Source organism: Acidaminococcales bacterium (assembly GCA_031290885.1).
Taxonomy (GTDB): Bacteria; Bacillota; Negativicutes; order Acidaminococcales; family JAISLQ01; genus JAISLQ01.
Genome location: JAISLQ010000043.1, coordinates 15,866 through 27,343 on the forward strand (window position 1 = coordinate 15,866; position 11,478 = coordinate 27,343).

14 protein-coding genes are annotated in these 11,478 nt (G+C 52.5%); 11 read left to right on the forward strand and 3 right to left on the reverse strand.

Going from position 1 to position 11,478, the window contains the following annotated elements; all coding sequences use genetic code 11:
* Nucleotides 1-32: 32 nt before the first annotated feature.
* Nucleotides 33-296 (reverse strand): hypothetical protein, encoded by a 264-nt coding sequence (locus LBO03_05165; GenBank protein MDR3348977.1) that lies wholly within the window; start codon nucleotides 294-296, stop codon nucleotides 33-35.
* Nucleotides 297-671: 375 nt separating this feature from the next.
* Between LBO03_05165 and LBO03_05170 the strand changes: the two genes are divergently transcribed.
* Both LBO03_05170 and LBO03_05175 read left to right on the forward strand, forming a co-directional pair.
* The gene (locus LBO03_05170; protein MDR3348978.1) at nucleotides 672-1,172 is read left to right on the forward strand and encodes a hypothetical protein; all 501 of its coding nucleotides are present in this window, start codon (nucleotides 672-674) and stop codon (nucleotides 1,170-1,172) included.
* A 282-nt stretch (nucleotides 1,173-1,454) separates the two neighbouring features.
* Complete coding sequence (locus LBO03_05175) at nucleotides 1,455-2,039, forward strand: hypothetical protein (GenBank protein MDR3348979.1); 585 nt, start codon at nucleotides 1,455-1,457, stop codon at nucleotides 2,037-2,039.
* Here the strand turns inward: LBO03_05175 and LBO03_05180 are convergent.
* Nucleotides 1,972-2,274, reverse strand: coding sequence for a PLP-dependent transferase (locus LBO03_05180; protein ID MDR3348980.1), 303 nt, complete (start codon nucleotides 2,272-2,274; stop codon nucleotides 1,972-1,974). The two genes, LBO03_05175 and LBO03_05180, sit on opposite strands and share 68 nt — an antisense overlap.
* A 31-nt stretch (nucleotides 2,275-2,305) precedes the next feature.
* The gene (locus LBO03_05185) at nucleotides 2,306-2,446 is read right to left on the reverse strand and encodes a transposase (protein ID MDR3348981.1); all 141 of its coding nucleotides are present in this window, start codon (nucleotides 2,444-2,446) and stop codon (nucleotides 2,306-2,308) included.
* 223 nt (nucleotides 2,447-2,669) lie between these two features.
* Here LBO03_05185 and LBO03_05190 point away from each other — a divergent pair, with 223 nt between their 5' ends.
* From LBO03_05190 to LBO03_05230, 9 genes are read left to right on the forward strand one after another with little or no spacing between them, the layout of a single operon-like run.
* Nucleotides 2,670-4,085 (forward strand): aminotransferase class I/II-fold pyridoxal phosphate-dependent enzyme, encoded by a 1,416-nt coding sequence (locus LBO03_05190; GenBank protein MDR3348982.1) that lies wholly within the window; start codon nucleotides 2,670-2,672, stop codon nucleotides 4,083-4,085.
* Complete coding sequence (gene tmk, locus LBO03_05195; GenBank protein MDR3348983.1) at nucleotides 4,086-4,733, forward strand: dTMP kinase; 648 nt, start codon at nucleotides 4,086-4,088, stop codon at nucleotides 4,731-4,733.
* 20 nt (nucleotides 4,734-4,753) lie between these two features.
* Nucleotides 4,754-5,203 (forward strand): YaaR family protein, encoded by a 450-nt coding sequence (locus LBO03_05200; protein MDR3348984.1) that lies wholly within the window; start codon nucleotides 4,754-4,756, stop codon nucleotides 5,201-5,203.
* A gap of 9 nt (nucleotides 5,204-5,212) precedes the next feature.
* Nucleotides 5,213-6,250 (forward strand): DNA polymerase III subunit delta', encoded by a 1,038-nt coding sequence (holB, locus tag LBO03_05205; GenBank protein MDR3348985.1) that lies wholly within the window; start codon nucleotides 5,213-5,215, stop codon nucleotides 6,248-6,250.
* Nucleotides 6,222-7,067 carry a stage 0 sporulation family protein gene (locus tag LBO03_05210; GenBank protein MDR3348986.1) on the forward strand — a complete coding sequence of 282 codons (846 nt, stop codon included), beginning with the start codon at nucleotides 6,222-6,224 and terminating at the stop codon, nucleotides 7,065-7,067. The genes holB and LBO03_05210 overlap by 29 nt, the downstream gene beginning before the upstream one ends.
* Before the next feature lie 11 nt (nucleotides 7,068-7,078).
* Nucleotides 7,079-7,804, forward strand: a complete 726-nt coding sequence (locus LBO03_05215) for a methyltransferase (protein MDR3348987.1) — start codon at nucleotides 7,079-7,081, stop codon at nucleotides 7,802-7,804.
* Between the two features lie 20 nt (nucleotides 7,805-7,824).
* Nucleotides 7,825-8,688, forward strand: coding sequence for a 16S rRNA (cytidine(1402)-2'-O)-methyltransferase (gene rsmI / locus LBO03_05220; protein MDR3348988.1), 864 nt, complete (start codon nucleotides 7,825-7,827; stop codon nucleotides 8,686-8,688).
* On the forward strand, nucleotides 8,688-10,592 hold the full coding sequence (gene metG, locus LBO03_05225; protein ID MDR3348989.1) for a methionine--tRNA ligase: 1,905 nt from the start codon (nucleotides 8,688-8,690) through the stop codon (nucleotides 10,590-10,592). Before rsmI ends, metG begins: the two co-directional genes overlap by 1 nt.
* Nucleotides 10,593-11,360, forward strand: a complete 768-nt coding sequence (locus LBO03_05230) for a TatD family hydrolase (GenBank protein ID MDR3348990.1) — start codon at nucleotides 10,593-10,595, stop codon at nucleotides 11,358-11,360. It abuts the gene before it with no gap.
* Nucleotides 11,361-11,478: the final 118 nt, after the last annotated feature.

Consider the following 11,478-nt stretch of genomic DNA (forward strand, 5'->3'; position numbering starts at 1 on the left):
CTAATTGAATAGCCATAAAAAATCGAGAGTTTTCATGTATAGATCGATAACGCTATGCCTTGGTAATGTCTGAAACCTTCTTCGGAAGTCAACATCCGCCAAAGCCTCAATGTGACGGCAACCATTTCCGCCTTTTTGGACACCACCTTTGTACGGCGCGTGAACCTTCCCAAGTGATGGCGCGTATTGCTGTTGTCGTGCTCAATATCAATTGTGTGGGCCTTGCCGACAACATGGCGTTCGGGCGGCAAAACAAGGTTTGTCGCCGAACTAACCCGCCGCAAAGTTTTGCCCACATGGCGCGGGGGTGCCCAGGAGACTGTTTTGTTGCCGCCCCTTGGTCAAATCCATGCATTGACAGGCAATTTATTTAATGTTAAGATAATGTTAAGATGTTGGCATAAATTCCAAAAAATTCATTGGCGAAACAGGTATATTGGCAAATTTCTAACAGGTAACATTTTATAAAGAATGTTGCCTGTTATTTTTTTATTTACAAGGTAAACACAAGGGTTTGCGAGTTGGCCGATTTCTCGGTTTTCAGGAAATCGCTTGGCAGAAACTCCACAATCAGCTTGCTGTCTGGCTTTTTATTTGTGATATGCAACATTCTTTATATTATGTTACCTACAATTTTCAGAAAGATGAATTAACAAACGAGGTGCATAAATATGAAAAAGATAATTATTGCATTTGTTTTTGTGATTTGTTTCTATGCACACCCTGCACAAGCTACATTTTTTGAGGAACACAATGAAGATTTTATTAAATTAGGCCTTTCACATTTAAGAGGCGATTTATTTTTATATAAAGTTATTGTAATGACTCAAGCAAAAGAAAGAGATGTAGATTTAGCTGTTGTTATTGAGACGGTGAAAGATAATCTTACTGGGAAGATGCTGCGGCGACATTATCCCGGATTGCATCATTTTAAAACATTTTTTTATATTAACAAAGAAAAAAACATATTCATAAAACAAAAGTATGTTATGGATATAGACGATAGGGCTCTGATGGCTGAAGACTTAGGTGTTTGGTATATGCTCAAAGACGATATAGATGCTTCAAGAGTTTTTCGCTATTTAAAATATAATCAAAGCAATTTACTTTTTATCACTATAGAAGAATGTCAAGAAAAAGCCCCAGATTTATTAAGGCTTTTAACTATTTAGTGCAGGGTTAAAAACTCTCTTTCGGCATATCCCCAAGGTAATTTTTCGTTATGCAAGGAAGTGCTGACAATGCATGTCGGATGAAGTCTGCCCTGAAACACAATGTAGCGGAGCGGAAAACTATCCACAAAGAGATCGGAATGGATTTTCCAAATTCGCCTTATTATAAATATTTATTATTGTCATACATTTAGTTTTATAAACAAGTAATAGAATATTAAAAATTTTTGCATGCTTGAGTTCTAATTTAAAATTGTCTTTAATTTTAAAAAGGAGTTTTTTATGAAGAACTTTATTTTGTTTTTGTCGCTTTCGATTTTTTGTTGCCAGACTATTTTATTTGCGGCAGAGAAGGAACCAAAACTTTATTTTGATACTATAACATTTGATAAAGTATATAAAGACATTCAATTGACAAATGGTATTAAAATATTTTTTATCCACCCAATTTTAGGTAGTGATGATACAACATTAATTGGTGTTAGACTTCATATTCAAAATTTATCGGATGAAAAAATTATTTTAATTTGGAGAGACAGTTTGATTTCGTGCGAAAAAATTTCAACTATTCCTTTTATTCAAGGAGTTCACGAAATGCGTCGAGAGGATATGAAAAATAGAGTGGCAATTCCGGATATTTTAATTTGGCCTAAAAATATTGTAGTACAAGATGTTTATTTTTCAAATAGGGAATATATATTTCTTGTAGATAAATACAGAATCCTGGGGTTGGATCTTTACGAAGAAGATCCAGATATAATACGAGAACTTATAGACCCAATTAAATTGACTTTAAAATTTAGAAACGAAAGAGGTGTCGAGAGTTTTCATGAAGTAGAAAGTTTAAGGATGCGCTCGAATTATTAAAAACGCCCCGCGCATGCAGGCATGGTAAAGGCCGCCCTGAATCTTTCGATTCAGGGCGGCCTTCGTAACGGTCATTGTACAGGGCCTTGGTCTTTGGCGTGATCGCCCGGGAAAAATCGTCCGGGCCGCCTGCGGCGAAAACGACCTTGACGCCGGGTTTGGGCAAGGTGTAGGGGAACATGTTGTAGGTGCCGCCATAAAGCGCGGAGGAGCTTGCTATCTTGCGCGAAACCATTCTATGAAAAAACGCGCTCACGGGGCGACAATTATATCGCCGATCCTTGCCGCTTGTTTCGGTCGCAATAGGTCGCCGCCGTAATCCCAAAGACGTCTTTCAACTCGGCGAATGTATGTCCCGCTTTCTTGAATGCAATCGCTCTTTCCCTGTATTTTGTATCGTATGCCATATTACATTTATCGCATGATTTGACCTATTTCTTTATATATTGGTCTAAATGGCTATATATCTTAGCTTACCGGCTCTTTTTGAAAATTGATTTGCGTGTTTTATGAAAGGGGGCGATTGTCTATGCCGTTATCCTATGGTACAATAAAGACAAATTTTTTAATCAATTGCCGGTTTTCACGGGCGAAGGCGTAAACTTCACCATTTAACCAAGGAGCCGGACGATGCCGCGAAATACTCATCATGCGCCGTTTCTGACTGCTTTGGGAAATTATCTTGAGCAGGGCGTATACCCTTTTCATACTCCGGGGCACAAAGGCGGACGGGGCGCTTTGCCCAAGTTGCGGTCAGTTCTGGCGCGGGCGTTGGCGGCGGACGTTTCCCTGATGGGCGAACTCGACGACATACACCGGCCGCAGGGCGCGCTGCTCAAAGCGCAGCGCGCGGCGGCGGCGCTTTACGGCGCCGATCGCACTTTTTTTTCGGTAAACGGTACTACCGGCGCTTTGCAGGCATTGATTCTGGGCAGCGTGTTGCCGGGCGAGAAAATTGTGCTGCCGCGTGACGTCCATCGCTCGGCCATAGGCGCGCTGATCCTGTCGGGGGCGCGTCCCGTGTATGTCGCGCCGGAATTTGACACGGAATTTGGCATAGCTCTTCCGCCGCCGGCCGCCGCGCTTGCCGCCGCCTTTGCAGGCGCGGGAGCGGTTAAGGCGCTCCTGCTGACCAGTCCCAATTACTACGGGTTGGCCGCCGACACGCGGGAAGCGGCGCGGATTGCGCATGAAAACGGCGCGCTTCTCCTGGTGGATGAAGCGCACGGCGCGCACCTTGGCTTTCACGAGCGATTGCCGGCGTCTGCCTTGTCTTTAGGCGCCGATGCCTCCGCGCAAAGTACGCATAAGCTTTTGGGCGCTTTGACCCAATCTTCGCTTTTGCATGTAAAACAGGGCCGGTTGGCGATTGAACCGATTGCCGAGGCGATGAGCATCCTCACGACCACCAGCCCCAATCAGTTGCTGCTGGCCTCTTTGGACGCGGCTTGCCGCCAATTGGCGGGCGCCGGCCGGGCAATGACGGAAAAAGCTGTGAAGCTGGCCGATTATATGCGCGCGAAGCTGGCCGAAACGGACGGGCTGCGCTTGCTGTCCCCGCCGCAGGGGGGGGCGCGTTTCTTCGATCCTACGAAAATCACGGTAAATGTTGCGGGACTTGGCCTGACCGGTTTTGCGGCGGCTGATTTTTTGCGCAAAAGGAAAATTGCCGTGGAATTGGCCGACGGCGCCAACATCCTTTTTTTGATAACTTACGCCGATAAACGCGCGGCGGTGGATGCTGCCCTGCGGTCGCTCCGGGAACTGGCGCGGCGAAAAAAAGCGCCGCGCGGCATTTGCGGCGCGCCGCCGCTAGCGCGAAAGCTTGTGCTGACGCCGCGGGAGGCTTTTTATGGACGAAGGGCGCACGTGCCGCTATCCGATGCGGCCGGTCGCGTTGCGGCGCAGGACATAACCTTTTATCCGCCCGGAATACCGCTGGTCCTGCCGGGAGAGTTGATAACCAAAGAAATCGTTGAGTACGCGCGGTCACAAACCGCCGCGCGGCGGGAAAATGCCGACCCGCACGTTAGCGTGGTGTGTTAAATGGCGAAAGACAGGCCGGGAGGCCAGGGTCTTTTTATTACCTTTGAAGGCGGCGACGGGACGGGCAAGAGCACGCAAATCAAACTTTTGCTTGAATATTTCAGGGGCGCGGGCCAGGCTGCCGTTGTTACTAGGGAACCCGGCGGCACGCCGGTGGGAGAGTCGATACGCAGTTTGTTGCTTGATCCTTTGTCGGCGATGTCATATAGGACGGAAGCTCTGCTTTACCTGGCGGACAGGGCCGAACACGCGGAACGCGTCGTCAGGCCGGCCTTGGCCGCCGGTTTCCATGTCATTTGCGATCGTTTCAGCGATTCCACTTACGTTTATCAAGGTGTGGCGCGCGGGCTTGACGCGGACGCGCTTTGGCGGATCAACGATTGGGCGGCGGGCGGCTTGACGCCTGACATTACCTTTTTGCTGGACGCGCCGCCGGAATCTTTGTCAGGACGGCGGCGGGAACGCGGGGAGCCGGATCGAATGGAAGAGGAAGGCCTGGCCTTTCAGCGAACGGTGCGATCGGGTTTTTTGGACTTGGCCAAAAAAGATGCGGGGCGAATATTGGTGATTGACGCGCTGCAAAGCATTGACCAGATACAAGCGGCGATCAGGGCCTACATAGGGAACCGGGCTCAGGGGAAAGAATAACAGTCAGGGAGGCGTCAGGCTTGAAAGTACATTCTCGCAGTGATTTGCCCACTACGGCGGCGCCGGGAGAACGTGAGGCCATCGGGCAGGCCGAACGGCCGCCCAGGGCTTTCAGTGCCGAATTGTCCAAAAATGTGGACGATAATTACCGGGAACGGCTTGCGCAGCTTCTGGAAAAAATCAATGAGCAGGGTGCCAGGCTCAGCCAGAATCCGACCTATTCCGAATTGCGCTCTTACCGCAACATGGTGCGCAGCTTTGTCGGGGAAGCGGTAAACCGGTCATATCTTTTGGAATCGCGTTTGGGCTGGGATAACCGCGGGCGGCAGAAAATGTACAGCGTCATAAAAAAAATTGACGACGAGATGGCGATGCTGACCGAAGACGTGCGCGTGGGACAGGAGCGCCAGTTGTCGATTATGGAGCGGTTGGGCGCTATCCGCGGCATGCTTGTCGATCTATACATATAGGTGAGCGGCGTGCTGTGGGAAGACATTATCGGGCATAAACAGGAAAAGGTTTTTTTGCAAAGGTTAGCCAAAGCGGAGCGCAAACCCCACGCGTTTTTGCTTAACGGGCCGGCGGGCGTGGGCAAAAGCCTTCTGGCGCATGCTTTCGCGGCGACGCTTATGTGCGGCGGCCGGGACGCGCCGTGCGGCTTCTGCCCTTCTTGCCGGCATTTGGCCAAAGGCAGCAACCCCGATTATTTTGTTTTGCGGCCGGAGTTGAAAGATCCCCAAAAAGCCCCGCTTGAATTCCGGGACGGCATATACATAGACCAAGTGCGCGGACTGCTCAAAGAAGCCGCTTTCGCGCCCAAAATGGGCAAAAAAAGGGTAGCGGTGATCGATGGGGCGCATCTTATGACGCAGGAGGCCGCCAACAGCCTGCTCAAGTTTCTGGAAGAGCCGCCGCCGGAATGGGCGTTTGTGCTGCTGTCCACGTCGGTTGAAGCGCTGCCGCCGACCATTGTGTCAAGGACGGCCAGAATAAACGCGCGGCCTTTAACGGCGGAGGAAATCCTGCATTATTTAGAGGTGAAGGGCATAAAACTTCCCAACCCTCGCGCAGCGGCGGAAATGGCGGCCGGTTCCCCCGGACAGGCTTTGCGTTACGGCAGCGAGGAAGCGGACAGGATTAGGGAGCGGGCGCTGGATTTTGTCCGTGCCGCCCTATCTGACGACTATTTGCGGACAGCGCCGCTGGTAGAGAAGATAAAAAAGGAAGACGCGGTTTTGCTTTGCGAATTTATCGCTTTGTTTTTGCGCGATGCCTGGCGGGTGAAATTCGCCGGCGGTGACGGAGTCTGTAACATGGACAAACGGGAAGAAATCGGGCGGCTGTTTTCCGGCCGGGACTTGCGCGCCCTTAAAAAAATTTTGCGCCGCACGGAAGAAACTTTGGCGGCTTTGAAGAAGTCGGCCAATCCCCAATTGTCGATGGATGGTCTGTACATTTTTATCGCAGATACGCAACAAGGAGGATTTTGTGGTTACGGTAGTAGGAGTGCGCTTTAAGAAGAACTGTAAAATATATTATTTTGACCCGGCGGAGACCGGGGCGGGCAAAGGCGATTTTGTCATAGTGGAAACGGCGCGCGGCATGGAATACGGCGAGGCCGTGATCGGCCCTCGGGAGTTGGACGAGGACAATATAGTCCAGCCGCTGAAGCCCGTGCTGCGGCGCGCAACCGGCGACGACACGCGCAAATTCAACGAAAGCAAGGGCAAAGAAAAAGAAGCCTTCGCGCTCTGCGAAGAGAAAATCAAGGCGCATGGCCTGCCTATGCGTTTGGTCGACGTGGAATTTACTTTTGACGTGAACAAAATTATTTTTTATTTTACCGCCGACGGGCGGATAGATTTTCGCGAACTGGTGAAAGACCTTGCCGCCGTTTTCCGTACCAGGATAGAATTGCGGCAAATTGGGGTGCGCGACCAGGCCAAAATGCTCAACGGGGTGGGCTGCTGCGGCCGGCCGTTGTGCTGCGCGGCTTTTCTGGGCGATTTTGAGCCGGTGTCCATACGGATGGCCAAGGACCAGAACCTCTCGCTCAACCCAACTAAGATTTCCGGCATTTGCAGCCGCCTGATGTGTTGCCTGAAATATGAAAATTATTTGTACACAAGCGAAAAAGGTTGCGAACAGTGCCGCGGCAAACGGGAAAAGGCGCCGAAAGTGGGCGGGCGGGTGATCACGCCCCTGGGCGACGGGACAGTCGTGAGCCTTAACAAAAAGGAGCGCACGGCTTGCGTAAAAATCACGGAAACAAACTCTGTCACGGTCAACTGGGACGAAATGACCGAAGCCGCGGAAGATTATGTGTTTGTTTAAGGGCGGCGGGCATGGACAGTCTTGACCGTCTGCCGAACGGCTGGCCGATCTGGCAGCGCGCCGGACAGTTCAAGTTCACTTTGGATGCCGTTTTGCTGGCGGCTTTCCCGCCTTTGCGCGCCGGAGCCAAGGCAATCGATCTGGGAGCGGGCACGGGCGCTGTTTCTTTGCTGCTGGCGGCGCGCGGCGCTTCAAGCGTTACCGGCGTGGATGACAACGAATGCGTCATCGGCCTTTTCACACGCAGCATTGAGGAAAATCGGCTGGCGGGCGTTATAGGCGCCCGCGTGGGCGATGTGCGGGAAATAAAAACGCTTTTTCCGGCGGAAAGCTTTGACCTGGCCGTGACCAATCCGCCTTACCGCAAGGTTGGGCACGGCAGGCTGCGAAAAGGCGGCGCGCAAACCGCCTGCCATGAAGTTACGGCCACAGCCGTTGATTTTATCGGGGCGGCGCGACATTTGCTCAAGTACGGCGGCCGGCTCGCCCTGACGCATTTGCCGGAACGTCTGCCGGAAGTGCTTTGCGGCTGCGTGAAATTTGCTATCGAGCCAAAAAGATTGCAGCTGGTACATTCCCGTCCCGGCCGTCCGCCGACGGTTTTTTTGCTGGAAGCCGTTCGCGGCGGCAAACCTGGACTCAAAGTGTTGCCGCCTTTTTTTGTGTACGCCGGCGAAAATGAGTACAGCGAGCAATTGCTTGCCTGTTATGGTTTGTTTGGCCGGGGAACGGCATAAAATGCGCAAAGGGAGATTTCATGGCAGAAAAAGGCAAACTTTTTTTGTGCGCTACGCCCATCGGCAACCTTGACGACGTTACGGCGCGCCTGGCCAAAGTGCTGAGCCAAGTTGAACTGGTGGCGGCGGAAAACACCGCCCAGGCCCTGAAACTGCTCAACCGTCTGGCGGTGCGCAAAAAACTTTTAAGTTACCATGAACATAACAAATTGCAGGCGGGACCCAAATTAATCGATTTTGTAGCCCAAGGCAGGGACGCCGCCCTCATCAGCGACGCCGGGTATCCGGCAATCGCCGATCCGGGGGAACATTTGGTGCGCCTGGCGCTGGAGCGCGGGATAGAGGTCGTGCCGGTTCCGGGGGCGAACGCGGCGCTATGCGCCTTAGTTGCGTCCGGGATGGAGACGGCGCCCTTTTTTTTCGGCGGGTTTCTCCCCAGGACAAAAAAGCGCCGGGAGGAGACGCTTATGCTATGGCGCGACATCCCGGCGACGGTAATCCTCTATGAGGCGCCGCATCGCCTTTTGGCCGTATTGGCCGAAATAAACCGGCTATGGGGCGACAGGAAAATAGCTTTGGCCCGCGAATTGACTAAAATATACGAAGAATTTTTTCGCGGCAGCGTCTCGGAAAGCCTTGCATGGTTAGCCGCCAAGCCGCCCCGCGGCGAGTTTACCATCGTCTTGTCCGGCGCGGCGAAAACGGTCGGCGGCGCAAAGGAAAACCCGGCCTTGCCGCCGCTGGAAAAACTCCGGCGGCTTTTGGCGGCGGGCGCGGATAAAAAAGACAGCATCAAAAAAGTCGCGCTGGAATATAAAATAAGCAAGAGGGAACTTTATCAGGCATTGCTCGAAAGCGGCGCCGCAGGAAAGGACGAAGAATAATGGACAAAGAAAAATTCTACATAACCACGCCTATCTACTACCCCAGCGACAAATTGCACATAGGGCACGCCTACTGCACGACGGTCGCCGACTGTATCGCGCGCTACAACAGGTTTGCCGGACGGGACGTACTTTTTGTTACCGGCTCGGACGAGCATGGGCAGAAGATACAGCGCAAAGCGGCGGAAAACAAAACGACCCCTTTGGAATATGTAACCGAAATAGTCAAAAATTTTAAGCTTTTATGGGAAAAACTCGGCATTTCCTACGATGACTTCATTCGCACCAGCGAACGGCGGCAGACGCAAACCGTGCAATATTTTTTTCAGAAGCTGCATGACAAGGGGGACATCTATAAATCCGAGTACGAGGGCCTTTATTGCGTGCAGTGCGAGGCTTTCTGGCTGGAGCGCCAGCTGTCCGGCGGCAATTGCCCGGATTGCGGGCGGCCGGTGGAAAAAATGAAAGAGGAAAGTTATTTTTTCCGTATGTCGGCTTATACGGAAAAATGGTTCAAATTCATTGAGGAAAACCCCGATTTTATTCAACCGGTTTCCCGGCGCAACGAAATGATCAATTTTGTCAAACAGGGGCTGGACGATCTCAGCGTTTCGCGCTCTACTTTCGATTGGGGGGTGCCGGTGCCCTTTGACCCGAAACACACGATTTATGTTTGGTTTGACGCGGTGATAAATTATATCACTGCCGCCGGCATGTTTGAGGACATGGATAAATACCGCAAGTACTGGCCGGCAGACCTGCATCTGGTGGGCAAGGAGATCGTGCGTTTTCACAGCATCATCTGGCCGATCATGCTGATGGCTATGGACCTTCCCCTGCCCGGCAAGATATACGGGCACGGCTGGCTGGTCATTGAAGGCGACAAAATGTCCAAGTCCAAAGGCAATGTCGTGGACCCGCTGCTTTTGATCGAGGAATTCGGCGCGGATGCGATTCGGTACTTTTTGCTGCGCGAAGTTACGCTCGGCGCGGACGGCAATTTTTCGCGCGATGCGCTGATTAACCGGATAAATTCCGATCTGGCCAATGATCTCGGCAATTTGCTGCACCGCACGCTGGGCATGATCGAACGGTTCAACAAAGGCATTGTGCGAAAAGGCGAGGAAATCACGCCCTTGGAAGAGGAATTAGTTGCCCTTGCCGATAGGACGCTTGATGACTTTGAGCGTTTTATGGAGAACATGGAAATAAACGAGGCGCTTAAAGCCGTCTGGTCGCTCATCGCCCGCAGCAATAAATATATAGACGAAACCTGCCCCTGGCTGTTAGCCAAAGACCCGGCAAGAGCCGGCCGGCTGGATACGGTTCTTTATCGCTTGGTGGAAATCCTGCGGGTAGTAGCTTTTCTCGTCTCGCCCTTTTTGCCCTTTGCCGCCCCGGAAATTTTAAGGCAACTGGGGCTGAGCGTACCGACGGAATTTTTGCTGAAAGACGCGCGATTACGGGACACAACAGCCAGCGGCAGCAAAATGGCCGGCGGCACCCCGATCTTTCCCCGGATAGACCCGCCGGCGGCGGACGCGGGCGCGGACATAGCCGTGCCCGGCAGCGCGCCGGAGGAGGAAATAACCATTGACGAATTCAATAAAATGCGGCTGAAGGTGGCGCGCGTACTGGCGGCCGAAAAAGTGGAAAAAACCGATAAATTGCTGAAATTAAAGCTGGACGTAGCGGGCGAAGAACGCGTCGTCGTCTCCGGCATAGCACTTCATTACGCGCCGGAGGAACTTGTCGGCAAGGACGTGGTCATTGTCGCCAATCTCAAGCCGGCCAAACTGCGCGGCATAAAGTCGCGCGGCATGATCCTCGCCGCCTCCGACGACAAAGGGCGCCTGGCAATCATCGAGGCGCCCGGCGTAAAATCCGGCAGCAGGGTAAAGTAAGTGGTTAAACTATTTGATTCGCACGCCCATCTTTACGATGAAGCTTATGATGCCGACCGAGCGCAGGTGCTGGCCGAAAGCGCGCGCGAACTGTCCGGGCTGCTTGTCCCGGGGACAGACCTTGCCCGTTCGCGCCAAGCGGCCGAACTGGCAAAAATGTACGGCAATGTTTACGCGGCGGCGGGGTTTCACCCGCACGAAGCGCGGCTCATGCGGGCGGGGGACGAGGACGCGCTGGCGGAAATCGCGAAAGACAAAAAGGTCGTGGCCATTGGCGAAATCGGCTTGGACTACTATTATGACCATTCGCCGCGCGATACGCAGAAAGCGGCATTTATCCGGCAGCTTGACCTGGCGAGGCAGCTCGGCCTGCCTGTCGTCATTCACGATCGCGACGCGCATGGAGATATCCTGACGATCATGCAAAAAGAAGGCAAGGGGACAAGGGGCGTCTTTCACTGTTACTCCGGCTCATGGGAAATGGCTGAACTGGTTTTGAAAATGGGGTTTTATCTGTCTTTTGGCGGCAGCCTGACTTTTAAAAACGCCGCCCAAACGGTAAAAGTTGCGCAAAACGCGCCGATCGGCCGCATATTGCTGGAGACGGACGCGCCTTATCTGACGCCCGTCCCTTGGCGCGGACGGCGCAATTCGCCTTGTCTGGTCAAATTGGTCTGCGAAAAACTGGCGGTGCTGAAAGGGCTGTCCTTCGAGGAAACCGCCGCCATTACCGATGCCAACGCCCGCGCGCTTTTTGCGCTCTCCTGACGGCGGAAACGGGCGCTTGAAAAGTGCAGGGGGCAAGCCCGGCGCCCGCCGGGGTTGCCCCCTGCACTTTTTTCAATACGGTTGATCATCTTGTGTGCGCCTTGCGCGGGTGGCGGTG

Excerpts from the sequence above, each read along its gene's own strand:
- LBO03_05175 (MDR3348979.1), top strand. The coding sequence starts at position 1,455 with ATGAAGAACTTTATTTTGTTTTTGTCGCTTTCGATTTTTTGTTGCCAG.
- metG (MDR3348989.1), top strand. The coding sequence starts at position 8,688 with ATGGACAAAGAAAAATTCTACATAACCACGCCTATCTACTACCCCAGC.
- tmk (MDR3348983.1), top strand. The coding sequence starts at position 4,086 with ATGGCGAAAGACAGGCCGGGAGGCCAGGGTCTTTTTATTACCTTTGAA.
- LBO03_05215 (MDR3348987.1), top strand. The coding sequence starts at position 7,079 with ATGGACAGTCTTGACCGTCTGCCGAACGGCTGGCCGATCTGGCAGCGC.
- LBO03_05180 (MDR3348980.1), bottom strand. The coding sequence starts at position 2,274 with ATGGTTTCGCGCAAGATAGCAAGCTCCTCCGCGCTTTATGGCGGCACC.
- LBO03_05170 (MDR3348978.1), top strand. The coding sequence starts at position 672 with ATGAAAAAGATAATTATTGCATTTGTTTTTGTGATTTGTTTCTATGCA.
- rsmI (MDR3348988.1), top strand. The coding sequence starts at position 7,825 with ATGGCAGAAAAAGGCAAACTTTTTTTGTGCGCTACGCCCATCGGCAAC.
- LBO03_05190 (MDR3348982.1), top strand. The coding sequence starts at position 2,670 with ATGCCGCGAAATACTCATCATGCGCCGTTTCTGACTGCTTTGGGAAAT.
- LBO03_05185 (MDR3348981.1), bottom strand. The coding sequence starts at position 2,446 with ATGGCATACGATACAAAATACAGGGAAAGAGCGATTGCATTCAAGAAA.